Raw genomic sequence first — 16,202 nt, forward strand, 5'->3', positions numbered from 1 at the left:
TTATTCTTCAGTATCTCCTCCAAGATTTTTTATGCGCTCAAAAGTACCCGTAAAGTTTTTTTTCTCGTTCAAATCAAAGTAAATCAGAACACTTGCAACAATAGAGATAAGATGTAATAGAAATTGGGCAAGCTTGCTAATTATTCCTAGAATAATGGAGACGGGGTCTGCAAAATTAAAATTTTCTGCATCCATTTCTCCAGGGAGAATACTCGTTTTTGCAAAGGAATATATAGTGCCGGGAAGGGCAAATGCAGACCCAGCTACCATGACAATTATAAACACTACAAATAGAGAGGCAAAGGTGATCCACCAATACTCCTTGACTAAAGTAAAACTATCACTAAAAGCATCTGTAATGCTTTTTTCGTCGAAAGCTAAAATACTAAAAGATAGTACAAGAGGTACATAAAGATAAACGCCAGGTATAATGCAAAATATCAAACCCGCACCCACACAAATGACAAATAAAAAGCCTAGTCCTATAAATTTCCAGAAAGAGCCGTATACATTTTGCTTGATTTCAGAAAAATCAATGGCGCCGTTATTTTTAATGTACGATTTAATGTAGAAAAGGGTAGTAGCCTGTGCCAAAACGTAGGTAGTTACCGTGGCTATAATAAAGATGAGGGCAATCATAAAAATGGCCATACCGTTAATAATTGATTCAGAGCCTCCTAAACTAAGGCTCATTAAATCGCCTACCTGAAACATGTAGAATCCATAACTTATGAGCATTACCACTAAATAAGGGGCAATGATCTTAAAAAACACGCCAAAAAACGATTTAAACTCATTGCGTAAAAAGCCAAAGGTATCAGATAGAATCTGACTCATCTCCCGTTGTTTCTTAAACTCAATATATTGTTTCATGCAGTAGGTTTTTTATTAAGTCGATTAGGATATATAACGTAATAAAATAAAATTAGTGCCAAAGAGCCAGTAATTATCAGGATTGCCAATGCATCGGGCATTTCTGTATGGCGGGTTACGAAGCCCTCCAAAAAACCGGCAATGATAAAGAAAGGAACGGTGCTCATCATAATTTTTAATCCGTTTTGCACCCCTCTTTTAAAAGATTCCAGTCGTGTGTACGTACCGGGAAATAAAATGCCATTGGCAAGAACAAGCCCTGCACAGCCCGCAATAATAATAACGGATATTTCTATGGTACCATGTATCCAAATGGTACGAACGGATTCCCAAAGTAACCCTTTTTCGTAGAAGAAATATTGGAAACTGCCGAGCATAATTCCGTTTTGCATCATTACAAATAAGGTTCCTATTCCCAATAAAATACCATAAGCGAAAGCCATTAATGCCACCCGAATATTATTAATGGTAATACCCAAGAACATATTGAATTCTCCCATTTGCTTATAAACAGCCATTGGGTCTCCTTTTTCAATATTCTCTAAGGTCATATTTACATAGCCATCGCCTAAAATAGAACGAACAAACGTACCTTCGTTAGCAGATGAAAATGCACCTACTAAGCTAAAAAAGAAGAAGACCAAAAAGGCAATTAAAAGTTCGCGTTGGTGGTGAAAGAACATTGTAGGAAATTCCGTTTTCCAGAATTCTAGAATGCGGTTTTTAGGTTCCCGCTTGGTCTTGTATATTTTTTGGTGTGCCTGTGAGGCCAAGGTGTTTAGGTAGAACTCTGTATTGCTGCCCGCGTAAAAGGTTTTGGCGTAGCTTAAATGGTCCGTAATTTCAATATAGAGATCGGACAATTTATCAGGGGTCAAAGCCGTTTTGTTGGTCAGGGCATTTTCAAAAGTAGCCCATTTGTCTTTATTTTGCTTTACAAAGGCGGCTTCGCGCATTAACGTTTGGTTTATACCAAAGAAACGAAACTATGGAACAATTTCAAATAGAAACAGCCCAAAATATAACCATAAATCAGCGTACGGCCCATCTGGGAGATCGTATGCTTGCTTATATAATAGATAGCTTTATCATTCTGGCCTACACCATACTCATGATTATGGCGCTGCTTTCTTTGGATATTGATTTTGGGGATATGTGGGCACTCTATATGCTCATTAGTTTGCCGGCCTTCCTGTACTACGTGCTTTTGGAAACCTTTATGGATGGGCAAACCGTGGGTAAGACCGTAATGAAAATACGGGTGGTGAAACTAGATGGTTCTAAACCTGGTTTCTCTAGTTATTTTGTACGATGGATTTTACGAATTATAGATGTTGTTCTCACAACAGGAGGCGTTGCCGTACTAACAATTTTGATAAGAGGTAATGGGCAAAGAGTAGGTGATATAGCTGCAGGAACGACCGTGATCAGTGAAAAAAAACGAATTTCTCTCAAAGATACCTTGCTGCGTGATTTGCCCGAAGATTACAAACCACAATTTCCACAAGTCACTATTTTTAAAGATCGCGAGATGCAGACCATAAAAGAATTTTATGATGCGGCAAAACGTAACGGAAATCACAATGTAATTGTATCTTTGAGCGATCAAATTAAAAAAGTTACTGGCATAGCCACAGAAATGATACCTGTGGATTTTGTTGATAGGGTTATCAAGGATTATAGTTACTATACCCAGCAGCTTTAAGAATATTTTCCTTTTTGGGAAGCCTTGTAGGTAGCGAGAAAACAAAAATACATCTCACCATATGTTTTACTTCTTAATTGATATTCTGGGTACCATAGCATTTGCTATTTCTGGAGTTTTGGTGGCGATGGATAAAAAACTGGATCTGTTCGGTATATTTATTATATCATTCGTTACTGCAGTGGGTGGTGGAACGCTGCGAGATATGCTTATAGGCAACACGCCCGTACTTTGGATGCGTGAGCCCATTTATATTACCGTAATTGCCGGTGCTGTTGTCTTTTCTGTGATTTTTGCAAGACATTTAAAGCACTTAAGGAGAACATTGTTTTTGTTCGATACCATTGGTATTGGCCTTTTTACGATGTTGGGAATAGAAAAAGGATTGACGGTAGATTTATTACCGGTAATGTGTATTGCCCTGGGGACTATTACGGCTTGTTTTGGAGGTGTTATAAGGGATATGTTATGTAATGAGATTCCAGTGATTTTTAGAACCAAAGAAATTTATGCTACAGCCTGTATTTTAGGTGGTATCAGTTATTTTGTATTGGTACTCTTACCCATAGATGGAGCCTATGCATACATTGCGGCCATACTAATCATTATAATTACTCGTTTGTTGGCGGTGAAATTGGGCTTAGCTTTGCCCAATATTTACGGGAAAACAGATAGTTGAATAACTCGTTTTTTTATTCTATGACTTCTGCTTTTTGAATGTAGATATTCTGTAATGGCCAATCACCTTCTCCTATTTTTACACTATTTATTTTATCCACTACATCCATACCTTCAATTACTTTACCAAAGGGAGTAAATTCACCGTCTAGATGATAGGATCCTGGTTTGGTCACCACAATAAAAAACTCGTAAGGTGATGCAAGCATATGCGGATTGTCAATTTCACTACTGGGCATAGATATTACCCCTCTGTGATGTTTATGGCCTTTACGGGTGTCCGGAGGAAGTAGGTACCTTCCTATTTCACTTCGTTTTTTACCCGTTTTTCTATCATCTGAATTACCGCCCTGAATTATGAAATTCTTTACCACACGGTGAAACTGTGTATCATTAAAATACCCCTTGCGTGTTAAATAGATAAAATTGGCTTTGTGGTAAGGTACATTGTCAAAAAGCAGAACCGTGAAACTTCCAAATCGTGTGGTGATTTTTACTTTGTCAACTTTTAAGTCTTTTTGATATTCATAGAAAAAATCAATGGCATTCTCTTCCGTCAGTACAAACTCTTCTTTTTCCTCTTCCTTTATTTTTGCGGAATCTATCTGGACGGAGTCCTTCTTTTTTTCCTCTTGAACAGAAGGTTTTTGCTTTTCTTTAGGACTTTCGCCACAAGCAGCAAGAAAAATAAGTGGTAATATTGTTACTAAAAAAGAATTTCTGATTGCCATGAATTTTGATGATTTCTCTATTCGGATACCAAAAATAAAGAATCTGCCTTTACCAGGTGAGGCTTCGCATTTAAAAATGGCACCCCAGTTTAGATTGGAGGAGCTTCAAACGGCACGAGAAAAGCCTCAAATAACAAAAAAAGCAGCTGTAATGGCTCTTTTTTATCCTGATACGGCTAACCTTACCAAGCTTTTGCTCATTTTACGAAAGAGCCACCCCAAAGACGTTCATTCCAATCAAATAGGTTTTCCAGGTGGGCAGGTTGAGGTTGAGGATGCCAATATGATGGCTACTGCCCTTCGTGAGACTTATGAAGAAGTGGGGGTTAAGCCTAAAGAAATAGAAGTTATAAAATCACTCACCGAAATTTATATTCCTCCCAGTAATTTTAATGTTCATCCCTTTATGGGGCTTTATACAAATCCAAAACCTTTTTTACTTCAAGAGACTGAAGTAGAGGAGTTGGTAGAGGTTCCGTTAATAGATTTTATGGATGACAGCAATATTTTTATAGAAGAAATGACTACTTCATATGCTTCGAACGTTCCTGTACCTGCCTTTAAACTAAATGGTTATACGGTTTGGGGAGCTACAGGAATGATGCTAAGTGAAATCAAGAGTTTGTTACAACAGGTTTTATAGGGGTAAATTTGTATTTTTACCGCCTATGAGCTTATTTAAAGAAAATCCTTTCGGGCATATCTTGTTTCTAAAAAAGTGGTTGATCCGCCTTATCGGGATAGTTACGCACTCTAGGTACAAACGGTTTAATAGTCTAGAAATAGAAGGATCGGACGTTATCCGATCACTGCCGGATAAGAAGGTGCTTTTTGTTAGTAATCACCAAACCTATTTTGCAGATGTGGTTGCCATGTTTCATGTATTCAATGCAAGTCTTAAAGGGAGGGATAATAACATTAAGAATGTAGGTTATATCTGGAACCCTAAGTTGAACATGTACTATGTTGCTGCCGCGGAGACCATGAAAAAGAGTCTTTTAACCAAAATATTCGCATATGCAGGCTCGGTAAGCGTGGAGCGGACGTGGCGTGCCGAAGGAAAAGATGTGAAGCGTCAGGTTAAAATGAGCGATATTTCAAGTATAGGGAAAGCTGTAAATGACGGTTGGGTAATTACCTTCCCCCAAGGAACCACTATGCCGTGGAAACCTTTACGAAAGGGTACCGCACACATTATTAAAAAATATAAACCGGTTGTAGTTCCGGTAGTTATTGATGGTTTTAGACGTTCTTTTGATAAGAAAGGACTTCGTATCAAGAAAAAGGGTATCCTTCAATCTATAGTAATCAAAGAACCGTTGGACATAGATTATGAGAACGAATCCTTTGAGTCCATTATTGAAAAGCTAGAGTATGCAATTGAGCAGCACCCATCTTTCTTAAAGGTAATTTCTAAAGAGGACCTACAAGCCTACGAAGAGGAGAATGAACTGCGTAGATATCGTAACAGACATAAAATCTAAACCTCTAATTTCTTTAGTTCCTTATAGTTTTTCTTTAGTTTGCGTAGTAGCAAACCATAGAGCAGGAAGTAGATGCCGCCAAAGAAGGCGATCATTAATACGCCTAAAATAGCCATAGATACCATTAATGTAGTTTTTAACTTTTCTGGCGAAACACTTTCACCATCACCGGCCATTTCCGTAAAATTATCCATAAAACTATCATTTAGGTAAATACCTATAATAACAATGGCTATGAATACTAGAATGGTGGATAATGAAAATATAACATAGTACTTAACAGTTCTTCTGGTTCTAATAATTTTGCGCATTAAGCTCTTAGCGCTATCCAGCACGGAAATTTCTTTATATCGCTTGTAAAATAGATATACAAAGTAAAATACTACCAGGTAGTAAATAATGGTCATACCTAAAAAGTATTGGTCTACAATGGTGTTTTCGTAGATGCTCATACTTTTTCTAAAGGACGGTATTAAATATAAAAGGTTGGGTAGTACAATTTCTAGGATACTGATGATCAATATCCATTTGACTATGGAAGAAGATTTTTTCCAAGTCATTTTGTGTATATCCGTATAGGTCAATTTAGGAAGTTGATCTCCCTTCTTTTGCCAATCTTTCTTTAAAAGTTCCAGTTCGTCCATCATCTCAGCTCCTTAAGGATTCAATATGGTTCTTAATTTTGTTTTGATCCTGTTCATCTTCACACGCGCATTTACTTCGGTAATACCTAGAGTTTCACTTATTTCTCTGTAATCCTTGTCTTCTAGGTATAAGAAAACTAGGGCTTTATCTATATCGCCCAATTGCTTTACGGCTTTGTACATGAGCTTCAATTGCTCTTCTTGCGTAGCATCATATTCGTCGGCTTTTATTTTAAAAATTACCGATTCATAATCCTGCGTCTGAACCCGTCGTTTAGACTTTCTGTACAGCGTAATAGCTGTGTTCAAAGCCACGCGGTACATCCATGTACTAAATTTGGATTCCCCTCTGAATTTAGGGTAAGCTTTCCAGAGCTGAATCGTAATTTCTTGAAACAGGTCATTGTGAGAATCTCTATCATTAGTGTATAGGGTACAGACCTTGTGAACAATGTTTTGGTTGTTCTCAAGTTCCGTCACAAATTGATGTTCCAGTTCTTTGTTCACGCAGTTGGTAGTTGTTAGACTATAAGTAGCCTAAAAGGATTAATTGTTACAGACATATTTAATTTGAGTGAAGAATCTTATAAAGTTATGAGTTGAGATATTCTGATTTTATTGATTTATAGAGGATTGTATTTTTTTAAATAGAAGAATTGTCCGGTGTTGCTTTTTGTTTAATGATTGCCTCCTGTTCAATATGCCAGTAAAATTAACGAACCATAGAATTTTCTTACATTTTGAATGGTTTAAATATAATAAAACCTATAGTTTATCGGTTGGGGTACGCTACGAATGTTTAATTTTGCCCATATTTTTTAGTCCATGTCAGATACAGATGCACTTAACTTACCTAAATCTAGCCTACCAAGAATTGTAATTGTTGGTGGAGGATTTGGAGGGGTAGCCTTAGCAAAAAAATTAAGTAAGAAAGAAGTACAAGTTGTGCTTCTGGACAAGAATAATTATCACACGTTTCAACCATTATTGTATCAGGTCTCTACAGGTGGCCTTGAGCCGGATTCTATCGCATACCCTATTAGAAAGATATTACAGGATTACAGTAATTTTTTCTTTCGCTTGGCGGAAGTGCAAAACGTAGAGCCGCAATCAAAAACGGTTACCACTAACATTGGTAAACTAGGATATGATTATTTGGTAATAGCGGCAGGTTCAACCACCAATTTTTTTGGTAATACAGAGATAGAGGCCAATGGTATGGCTATGAAAAGTATACCACAATCCTTGAACCTTAGAAGCCTTATTCTTGAAAATTTTGAACAAGCGTTATTAACGGATGACCTTCATGAGCGGGATGCTTTAATGAATTTTGTGATTGTGGGAGGAGGGCCTACGGGTGTTGAGTTAGCAGGTGCCTTAGCTGAAATTAAAAAGGGAATACTTCCTAAAGATTATCCAGATTTAGATACGCGTAGGGCGCAAATAAATTTGATCCAGTCCGGGAATCAGATCTTAAAGGGAATGAGTGATAACGCATCTAAAAAAGCCGAAGATTTTCTTGAAGGCCTTGGCGTCAATATTTGGAAAAACACTAGGGTTGTTAGCTATGATGGCAAAACGGCAGGTACCAAGACAGACCTTGTTTTTGAAGCAGCTACCCTTGTTTGGGCCGCTGGTGTAAAAGGCGTACCTATTGGTGGCTTGGATGCCGAGGAGTTTTTGGTTCCGGGTAACCGACTAAAGGTAAATGAATTCAATCAAGTTGAGGGTCAAGAGGCTATTTTTGCTATTGGCGATATTGCCTGCATACAGACCGAAGATACACCTCGTGGTCATCCAATGATGGCGCAACCTGCTATTCAACAAGGGCGAAATCTAGGAGATAATTTATTGCGATTGGTGCGTAATGAGCCTCTGGAGCCTTTTGTGTATAAGGATAAGGGAACCATGGCCACAGTAGGTAGGAATAAGGCAGTGGTAGATTTAAAAAAGTATAGATTTCAAGGGGTCTTTGCCTGGTTCGTTTGGATGTTCGTGCACCTTTTCTTTTTAATAGGATTTAGAAATAGGGTAGTGGTATTCGTAAACTGGGTGTATAATTATGTGCGTTTTGATAGGGAAGCACGATTGATCATACGTCCCTACCAACGCGATTATTCCTTGTTTAAAAATCAGAAGACTTTATAGATAGCTGCTTGATATGGGTTAAGTTCAAAACTGTGGTCTGTTTTGTGACTAGCGGCATTGTCATTTGAAATTACTAGTTGTGCTTGATTAAATTGCACTTCATCCAGGTCTACCAAACTTAATTCCGTGGAGAAGTTTAGCAGCACTAAAAATCGTTCTTCTTCCCATGTACGTAAATAGGCATAAACCTTCTCGTTGTCCTTTAATAGCAGACGGTATGAACCATATACTAGTCCTAGGGAGTCTTTACGAACTTGTACCATTTTTCTAAAGTAGTTGAGAACGGAATCCGTTTCCGTTTCCTGTTCGGCAACGTTAATTCCTTCCTTAAAATTTTCGTTTACTTTAAGCCATGGTTTTTCTTCTGAAAAGCCTGAATTAATATCCGTGTTCCATTGCATTGGAGTTCTGGCATTGTCCCTTCCGGCTTTTTTTTCATCATTTATAAAAGCTTCTAAATCGCCTCCTGCTTTTTTGATGCTTTTATAGCGTGTTAGGGTATTGATATCTTGGTAATCTGTAATACTGTCGAACTTTATATTGGTCATGCCAATTTCTTCACCATAAAGAAAGTAGGGGGTACCGCGCATGGAAAGTAAAAAGGTTTGCAATAAAGTTGCCGAGTTTTTCCAGTGCGCCTTAGAATCGTTGCCCCAGCGGCTTACACTCCTTGGAAAATCGTGATTGTTTAGGTACAGGCTTCCCCACCCTTTTTTTGAAAAAGTATCATCCCAATCAGAGAATATTTTTTTAAATTCAGTCAGTTTCCAAGGTTCTTGGCTCATTTTAAATGTTTCACCCGGCTCTCTGTCCAATCCCATAAGGTCAAAATGAAAGAACATATTTAGTTCGTTCCGGTCTTCATCAACAAAATCCAATGCTTGCTCTTTATGAACGCCGGGAGCTTCACCCACGGTCATTACATCATATTTACTAAGAACTTTTCTATTCATTTCTCGTAAATAATCATGCAAATTCGGGCCTTCTGCGTAATAGGTAATGAAATCCCCTTTATAGCGCTTAGGAAGTTCAGGATAGTCAATGTCTTTGGATATGGAAGAAATAACGTCCATACGAAAGCCGTCTATACCTTTATCGAACCAAAAGGTCATAAGGTCATATACCTCTTGTCGCACTTTAGGGTTTTCCCATTTTAGGTCAGGCTGCTTGCCAGAGTAGTAGTGCAGGTAGTAGGCGTCTGTAGGCTTATCATATTTCCATGCATTGCTATCCACATCAAAATAGCTAAACCGTTTTGGTGGTGTGCCTTTTTCCGCGGGCCACCAGTGGTAATAATCACGATATGGATTATCCCTGGATTTTCTGGACTCTACAAACCATTGGTGCTCATCACTACTATGATTTACCACAAGGTCCATTACCAAACGAAGGTTCCTTTTCTTCATTTCTGCCATAAGCTCATCTATATCTGCCATGGAGCCAAACTCGGCCATGATATCTCTGTAGTTGGAAATATCGTATCCGTTATCGTCATTTGGAGAGGTATAAACAGGGTTAAGCCAAATAATGTCTACCCCCAGACTTTGTATGTAGTCCAGTCTTTTGATTATTCCTTGTAAATCGCCCACTCCATTACCTGTAGTGTCTTGAAAACTTCTTGGATATATCTGGTAGACAACACCTTCTTTCCACCATTTTCGCTCAGAACTATTGCTCATATTCAACTATTTAGCTTTAAAGATAGAATTAGTAAATGAAAGAAAACGGCGTTAAAGTATATGCGCTGGAACTACAACGTTTTCGGTTCATAAATTTCTTTGATCACTAGTTTTGTGAGCTAAGAATTGCAATTTGATGTTTAATTAAAAGGTTAAATTTATAAGAAACGGACTACATAATTTTGAGTGATGCTTATATTTATCAAAACAAATCATAACTATGATTACGCTGGTACGAATCATATTTTTTCTTCTTTGTGCGGCTATAGGAAAAGCTCAAAATCCGGTTCTTGATCTCAACCTGGGGCAATACCAATTAGCTAAAAGCTCTAAATTCTATACAAACGGTTTTGCTTATCCTGTTTTTATGGATAATGAAATGCATACACAAGCTACCATAGGTTACCAGTTTGATGATAATTTTATGATGGAACTTCAAAATTATTATAATACTTATAGGACTCATGATTTACACCGTGCAGAATTGGAGCTGAAATATTACCTAAATAACAAGCTGTACTTATTTAGCGGGGTAGCTATTGAGAAATCATTAGATAAACATGGTCAAGAAGCGCCCAAACCCCAATTTATGTTAACAAATGGTGTGGGTTACGAAGTAAAAACAAATACGATGATGGAAGCAAGGTATGATCTGAACATCAATAAAAACGAAAATAAGGCTCCGGGAAAATCTAGTATGTTTAGTGTTCTAAGCAAATTTAAGTTTTAGACGAGCAGTGTTAAACCCTTGTTTACTTTTACTTATTATTTTAAAAAAATTGATATTCTCAATTAGGTTAATCGGCTTTTTTGTAATCATTTATTTTTCTTTTCAAAAGGTTAAACTTTTCAGAATCAGACCTTAGGGTCATTGACTATTCTTATATTTAGGGAAGTAAAACCAAGCTATGATTACACTGGTTAGAATCCTATTTATTTTTCTCTGTATGATTGTAGGAAGGGCTCAAAACCCTCAAAAGTCAAGTGCGTTTGAACCACAAGTTGAAACTTCCAAACTTTCAATAGAGGCCTTTTCTTATCCTGTTTTTATGGATAATGAAATGCATTCAGAATTTACATTGGGCTATAAGTTGGATGAAAAATTTGCGGTAGAACTCCAGAATTTTTATGATACCTATAGAACGTTTGATGTGCAACGTGTAGAACTTAAACTAAAAAAATATGTTAGTGATAAGTTATACTTCGTGAACGGGGTTGCAATGGAGCGAGAATTGGATAAACATTGATTTGATGCGGCCAAGCCACGTTATATTATGACCAACGGCGTTGGTTATGACCTTAACAAAAATGTTATGATGGAGGTTAATCACGACTTGAATTTCAATCAATCCAACATAGGCACTTATGGAATGCCAAGTCTACTTTCTGTAAAGAGCAAAATAAAATTCTAAAACCTACTATTTTCTTGGGTGAAACTTGTTCATAACCTCTGTAAGGTGTGTGCGGTCTACATGAACATAAACTTCGGTAGTTGTAATACTTTCATGGCCCAGCATTTGTTGAATAGCTCTTAGGTCTGCCCCATTTTGTAATAAATGTGTTGCAAATGAGTGTCTAAAAGTATGCGGACTAATACTCTTTTTTAAGTTAATTTCTACCGCAAGCCTTTTTATAATCGTAAAAATCATGGCGCGGGTCAATTGACGGCCTCTGCGGTTTAGAAAAAGTATATCTTCAAAACCTTTTTTAATATCTTGGTGCACCCGTATTTCATTGCGGTAAATGGTAATGTATTTTTTATTTACCTCACTTATGGGAACAAACCGCTGTTTGTCTCCTTTACCGGTTACTTTTATAAAATCTTCTTCAAAAAATAAATCAGAAATTTTTAAGCCGACTAGTTCTGAAACCCGAAGTCCACATCCATAAAGTGTTTCTAACATGGCTCGGTTACGTTCACCTTCGGGTTTTGAGAGATCTATAGCGCCAATTAGGGCGTTTATCTCCTCTTCAGATAAAGTGTCCGGTAGTTTTCGTCCTATTTTAGGGGATTCTATGAGGTCCATAGGATTGTCCTCTCTGTAATCTTCGAATACCAGGTAATTGAAAAAACTTTTTAAGCCAGATATTATGCGCGCTTGAGACCGTGGGTTCATGGTCTTTGCCACTTCATAAATAAATTGCTGAAGGGTTTCTTTTTGTATTTGTACCGGGGTGTCTTTTAATGAATTGTTTTTTAAAAAGTCGATGAGCTTCGTAATGTCCCAACTATAATTTTTAATAGAATTGTCCGATAGTCCTCGTTCTATTTTAAGATAATGCCCGTAGTCTTGAAGCGCGTTGTTCCAATTCATAGTGTAAAGTTAACCATTGCTAGGGTTGTGGCAATTCAATTATAATGGGATGACAAAAATAATGGGTGAAATTGTAGCTAAAGAACTGACGCTAAGTAAAGTTTTCTATCTTTGATTTTGATATAACTATAAACCAAGTCTAGTTTTATTTGATGTTTCCTACTCCTTAAACCCCATGTGAACTATAAAACAGGGAGTGGTAGCAATTAAAAACTGGGTACGTAAAAACAACTGTAATTATGAAAATTAAGTTTTGCGCTTTTATAGCGCTGGTTTTTTTTGGAGTTCAAAGCAACGTTGCACAAACTGTGATTCAAGGCACCGGTCCCTCTAGCGGATTTAACATTGGAGATATTTCTTTTGGAGGTAAAGCAGGGCTTAATTTTACCACTTGGCTTGGAAACGATTTTGATGGTGTTTCTGCCAAAGTGGGCGCTTATTTTGGAGGTATTGCAGAAATACCCGTTATGGATGATTTTTATGTACAGCCAGAATTATTATTTGCATTGCAAGGTGCGGATTTAGGACCGTCTAATGTGAATTTGGCCTATATTCAATTGCCTGTTATGGGGAAATATCACATAACGGAAGAGTTTGCTGTAGAGCTAGGGCCTCAAATAGGATTCCTTTTAGCGGATAACTGGGAAGAAGACTTGCAATTTCAAGATACAAAGTCAATTGATATAGGCCTTAATCTGGGAGGTGGTTACCGTATGGACGAAAATTTTTATTTTCAACTAAGAATAGGCGTTGGCCTTTCCAAGGTTCTGGATATAACAAACGCGAGAAATGGAGCTGTATCTGTAGGTGCGGTGTACTTCTTGTAAGTATAGAAACAAAATATAGAATTAAACGGCCGCCTAGAGTGGTCGTTTTTTGTAGGGAGTATCTAATATCACCGTAAAAAGTTTATTTTTGAAATATGAAATTAATCATCATCAATGGTCCTAATCTAAATCTATTAGGAAAGCGTGAGCCCGAAGTATACGGGAACAAAACTTTTGAAGACTACTTTGCAGATTTGCAGTTTAAGTTTAAAGAAGTTCAACTGGAATATTATCAGTCTAACATAGAAGGTGAACTTATAGATAAAATACAGGAAGTAGGTTTTTCGTATGACGGCATCATTTTAAATGCTGCGGCCTACACCCATACTTCAGTGGGTATTGGTGATGCTATAAAGGCAGTGACAACACCGGTCATTGAAGTGCATATTTCAAACACACATAAACGTGAAGAATTTAGGCATGTGTCTTATATTTCTCCTGTGGCAAGAGGTGTGATTCTAGGTTTTGGTCTTCAGAGTTATGATTTGGCAATTCAGAGTTTTTTGAAGTAGGCACAATACTGATATAGGTAGATATTTCTTTTATAAACATGGTTTCTAAGAGAGCTTGCTCTCCTGTCACACACCGATTTTTGATTTGTAGCTACAACAAAAAGGTAATGAATTTCGTTTAGCCTTTAGTTTTACCAAAAAAACCAAGCACAAACCAAATCTTAAATTGCCATGACCAAATCTTTTTGTTTATTTCTGACCCTTACGTTTTCGTGTATTTCAATGTTTGCCCAAGAGGGCTTTAAAATTGGCGCGCATGCCGGTATGCCTCTTGGAGAGTATAATGATTATGTTAGTGTCGTTATTGGTGCTGATGTAGGCTATATGTGGGCCCCGAACAAAGTTTTTGACCTGGGTATAAAGGCAGGAATCGTTCACGGTTTTGCCGAAACTTTTACGGCTCAGAATATCACTGTTGATTATCCTAGTGTTCAGTTTTTGCCACTTGCAGCTTCAATTAGATTATGGCCTGCAAAAACATTTTCCATTGGAGGCGATATTGGGAATGCTTTTGGATTGAATGAAGGAAATGATGGTGGGTTATATTACAGACCACAAGTTGGATTTCAGGTAGGTCCGCAATCCGAACTTAACTTCTCGTACACTGGTATCACCATAAATGATAGCACATGGTCTACAATTACAATGGGATATGTCTACACCTTTTTGTCGGCAAGACATTTTAGATAGTTTGGTTGAACTGGGCTCTAAGCTGGAGTAGCGTCTTCTGTTAAATATTTCTTTTCTACATAAAAAGTAGCAAAAGGCAAAAGAGATGCAATGAGTATAAAGAACGCTTTTTTGATACTCCATTTTTGCTCCATCCACAGAACAATTGCTAAAATAATATAAGCAATAAAGAGCACGCCATGCGCGTACCCAACATACTTATTGGGCATGGGTAAATCTGCCAAATATTTTAACGGCATAGTAACGGCAAATAGGGCCAAATAAGAAATACCTTCTAAAATTGCAGTAACCCGAAAAAGACTTAGCATACGGAATGGATTTTAATGTATTCGTTCTGAGATAAAGAATGGGCCTAAGAGATGTGTTTTGAGAACAATCTTATAGGCCCATGTATAATTTAATCTAATTTAAATTGGTTACAAGTGTATCACTTCGTCATAAGCAGCCGCTACAGCTTCCATAACAGCTTCACTCATGGTGGGGTGAGGGTGAACCGCTTTTAGGATTTCATGACCTGTAGTTTCTAGTTTTCTAGCAACAACGGCTTCGGCAATCATATCCGTAACACCGGCCCCGATCATATGGCAACCTAACCACTCGCCATATTTAGCATCAAAAATAACCTTAACAAAACCATCTGGAGTACCAGCAGCTTTAGCTTTACCACTTGCGGAGAAAGGAAATTTACCTACTTTGATATCCAATCCTTTTTCTTTGGCTTGTTTTTCGGTAAGACCAACAGATGCAATCTCAGGTGTACAGTACGTACATCCTGGTATGTTTCCGTAATCTAACGGCTCAACATGCATATCCGCTATTTTTTCAACACATAGAATACCTTCGGCAGAAGCAACGTGTGCTAGCGCCTGACCTGGAGTTACATCACCAATAGCGTAGTATCCCGGTATATTGGTCTGGTAGTAGTTGTTTACCAAAATTTTATCTCTGTCCGTAGAGATACCAACGTCCTCTAAACCTATGTTTTCAATGTTGGTTTTGATACCAACGGCAGAAAGTACAATATCCGCTTCTAGAATTTCTTCGCCTTTAGCAGTTTTTACAGTTGCTTTAACGCCTTCTCCAGAAGTATCAACAGAAGTAACCTCTGCAGAAGTTTTGATTTCTATACCCGCTTTCTTTAAGCTGCGCTCTAGTTGTTTGGAGATATCTTCGTCCTCTACCGGTACAATGCTGGGTAAATACTCTACTACGGTTACTTCCGTACCCATAGCGTTATAAAAATGTGCGAATTCAATACCAATAGCACCACTACCTACCACAACCATTTTCTTTGGTTGTTCCTTTAAAGACATAGCCTCACGGTACCCAATAATTTTTTTACCGTCTTGCGGTAAACTAGGTAATTCACGGCTACGAGCTCCGGTGGCAATAACAATATGGTTTGCACTGTATTCTGTTTCTTTGCCTTCGGCGTCTTTAACGGAAATCTTTTTGCCCGGTTTTAATGTGCCAAAACCTTTGATAACTTCAATTTTGTTCTTCTTCATTAAAAACTGAACCCCTTTGCTCATACCATCGGCAACGCCACGGCTTCTCTTAACTACGGCATCAAAATCCTTGTCTACATTTTCTGCGGAAAGACCATAGTCTCCAGCATGCTTCAGATATTCAAAAACCTGAGCCGATTTCAAAAGTGCCTTGGTAGGTATACACCCCCAATTTAAACATACACCGCCTAAACTTTCTTTCTCGATTATGGCCGTTTTAAAGCCCAATTGTGAGGCTCTAATAGCGGTAACATATCCTCCGGGCCCGCTACCCAAAACAATAACATCGAAATTGCTCATATTTTTTATTTTTTAGCTGTTGTAAAATTATGAAGCCCGCCGTAGCTAAGCAGGTGCAAAAGTACAAAACCAAACGGAAAGATCAATACCAAATTTAAAGTCTAAAGC

At 37.7% G+C, this 16,202-nt stretch carries 20 protein-coding genes; 11 read left to right on the forward strand and 9 right to left on the reverse strand.

The features are described from left to right. The gene (locus P0077_RS14330) at positions 1-873 is read right to left on the reverse strand and encodes a hypothetical protein (protein ID WP_276165896.1); all 873 of its coding nucleotides are present in this window, start codon (positions 871-873) and stop codon (positions 1-3) included. After that, a complete protein-coding gene (locus tag P0077_RS14335; protein WP_276165897.1) occupies positions 870-1,829 on the reverse strand; it encodes a stage II sporulation protein M in 960 nt (319 codons plus the stop codon). The genes P0077_RS14330 and P0077_RS14335 overlap by 4 nt, the downstream gene beginning before the upstream one ends. A 32-nt stretch (positions 1,830-1,861) precedes the next feature. Between P0077_RS14335 and P0077_RS14340 the strand changes: the two genes are divergently transcribed. Next, positions 1,862-2,578, forward strand: a complete 717-nt coding sequence (locus tag P0077_RS14340) for an RDD family protein (RefSeq protein WP_276165898.1) — start codon at positions 1,862-1,864, stop codon at positions 2,576-2,578. A 61-nt stretch (positions 2,579-2,639) separates the two neighbouring features. After that, positions 2,640-3,257 carry a trimeric intracellular cation channel family protein gene (locus tag P0077_RS14345; RefSeq protein WP_276165899.1) on the forward strand — a complete coding sequence of 206 codons (618 nt, stop codon included), beginning with the start codon at positions 2,640-2,642 and terminating at the stop codon, positions 3,255-3,257. Positions 3,258-3,270: 13 nt separating this feature from the next. Here the strand turns inward: P0077_RS14345 and P0077_RS14350 are convergent, their stop codons facing one another. Further along, complete coding sequence (locus P0077_RS14350; RefSeq protein WP_276165900.1) at positions 3,271-3,987, reverse strand: peptidylprolyl isomerase; 717 nt, start codon at positions 3,985-3,987, stop codon at positions 3,271-3,273. Here P0077_RS14350 and P0077_RS14355 point away from each other — a divergent pair. Both P0077_RS14355 and P0077_RS14360 read left to right on the forward strand, forming a co-directional pair. Then, positions 3,986-4,630, forward strand: a complete 645-nt coding sequence (locus P0077_RS14355) for an NUDIX hydrolase (protein WP_276165901.1) — start codon at positions 3,986-3,988, stop codon at positions 4,628-4,630. The genes P0077_RS14350 and P0077_RS14355 overlap by 2 nt on opposite strands. Positions 4,631-4,655: 25 nt before the next feature. Beyond that, positions 4,656-5,471: a lysophospholipid acyltransferase family protein gene (locus P0077_RS14360; protein ID WP_276165902.1), complete on the forward strand. Its 816-nt coding sequence runs from the start codon at positions 4,656-4,658 to the stop codon at positions 5,469-5,471. Here P0077_RS14360 and P0077_RS14365 read toward each other — a convergent pair. Further along, entirely contained in the window at positions 5,468-6,118 is a 651-nt protein-coding gene (locus P0077_RS14365) for a DUF8845 family protein (RefSeq protein WP_276165903.1), read from the reverse strand. The two genes, P0077_RS14360 and P0077_RS14365, sit on opposite strands and share 4 nt — an antisense overlap. A 9-nt stretch (positions 6,119-6,127) precedes the next feature. Continuing rightward, the gene (locus tag P0077_RS14370) at positions 6,128-6,622 is read right to left on the reverse strand and encodes an RNA polymerase sigma factor (RefSeq protein WP_276165904.1); all 495 of its coding nucleotides are present in this window, start codon (positions 6,620-6,622) and stop codon (positions 6,128-6,130) included. A gap of 318 nt (positions 6,623-6,940) precedes the next feature. Here P0077_RS14370 and P0077_RS14375 point away from each other — a divergent pair, with 318 nt between their 5' ends. After that, on the forward strand, positions 6,941-8,263 hold the full coding sequence (locus P0077_RS14375; RefSeq protein WP_276165905.1) for an NAD(P)/FAD-dependent oxidoreductase: 1,323 nt from the start codon (positions 6,941-6,943) through the stop codon (positions 8,261-8,263). Here the strand turns inward: P0077_RS14375 and P0077_RS14380 are convergent. Beyond that, the gene (locus tag P0077_RS14380; protein WP_276165906.1) at positions 8,248-9,942 is read right to left on the reverse strand and encodes a glycoside hydrolase family 13 protein; all 1,695 of its coding nucleotides are present in this window, start codon (positions 9,940-9,942) and stop codon (positions 8,248-8,250) included. The genes P0077_RS14375 and P0077_RS14380 overlap by 16 nt on opposite strands. Positions 9,943-10,162: 220 nt before the next feature. Between P0077_RS14380 and P0077_RS14385 the strand changes: the two genes are divergently transcribed. The 3 genes from P0077_RS14385 to P0077_RS14395 all read left to right on the forward strand — a co-directional run bounded on the left by P0077_RS14385 (position 10,163) and on the right by P0077_RS14395 (position 11,354). Beyond that, positions 10,163-10,672, forward strand: coding sequence for a hypothetical protein (locus P0077_RS14385; RefSeq protein ID WP_276165907.1), 510 nt, complete (start codon positions 10,163-10,165; stop codon positions 10,670-10,672). A 178-nt stretch (positions 10,673-10,850) separates the two neighbouring features. Then, entirely contained in the window at positions 10,851-11,189 is a 339-nt protein-coding gene (locus tag P0077_RS14390) for a hypothetical protein (RefSeq protein WP_276165908.1), read from the forward strand. 27 nt (positions 11,190-11,216) lie between these two features. Continuing rightward, positions 11,217-11,354, forward strand: coding sequence for a hypothetical protein (locus tag P0077_RS14395; RefSeq protein WP_276165909.1), 138 nt, complete (start codon positions 11,217-11,219; stop codon positions 11,352-11,354). Positions 11,355-11,360: 6 nt separating this feature from the next. On the opposite strand, the gene xerD is transcribed toward P0077_RS14395, so the two are convergent. Then, positions 11,361-12,257: a site-specific tyrosine recombinase XerD gene (gene xerD, locus P0077_RS14400; RefSeq protein WP_276165910.1), complete on the reverse strand. Its 897-nt coding sequence runs from the start codon at positions 12,255-12,257 to the stop codon at positions 11,361-11,363. 239 nt (positions 12,258-12,496) lie between these two features. On the opposite strand from xerD, the gene P0077_RS14405 reads away from it, so the two are divergent. The 3 genes from P0077_RS14405 (at position 12,497) to P0077_RS14415 (ending at position 14,286) form a co-directional block, all read left to right on the forward strand. Continuing rightward, positions 12,497-13,084 (forward strand): porin family protein, encoded by a 588-nt coding sequence (locus tag P0077_RS14405; protein WP_276165911.1) that lies wholly within the window; start codon positions 12,497-12,499, stop codon positions 13,082-13,084. 95 nt (positions 13,085-13,179) lie between these two features. Further along, a complete protein-coding gene (aroQ, locus tag P0077_RS14410; RefSeq protein WP_276165912.1) occupies positions 13,180-13,596 on the forward strand; it encodes a type II 3-dehydroquinate dehydratase in 417 nt (138 codons plus the stop codon). Positions 13,597-13,767: 171 nt separating this feature from the next. Further along, the gene (locus tag P0077_RS14415; protein WP_276165913.1) at positions 13,768-14,286 is read left to right on the forward strand and encodes an outer membrane beta-barrel protein; all 519 of its coding nucleotides are present in this window, start codon (positions 13,768-13,770) and stop codon (positions 14,284-14,286) included. A gap of 17 nt (positions 14,287-14,303) precedes the next feature. Here the strand turns inward: P0077_RS14415 and P0077_RS14420 are convergent, their stop codons facing one another. Both P0077_RS14420 and lpdA read right to left on the reverse strand, forming a co-directional pair. After that, a complete protein-coding gene (locus P0077_RS14420) occupies positions 14,304-14,594 on the reverse strand; it encodes a DUF3817 domain-containing protein (RefSeq protein WP_276165914.1) in 291 nt (96 codons plus the stop codon). 108 nt (positions 14,595-14,702) lie between these two features. Further along, complete coding sequence (gene lpdA / locus P0077_RS14425) at positions 14,703-16,094, reverse strand: dihydrolipoyl dehydrogenase (RefSeq protein WP_276165915.1); 1,392 nt, start codon at positions 16,092-16,094, stop codon at positions 14,703-14,705. Between the last annotated feature and the right edge of the window lie 108 nt (positions 16,095-16,202).

The organism is Zobellia alginiliquefaciens, from assembly GCF_029323795.1.
Taxonomy (GTDB): Bacteria; Bacteroidota; Bacteroidia; order Flavobacteriales; family Flavobacteriaceae; genus Zobellia; species Zobellia alginiliquefaciens.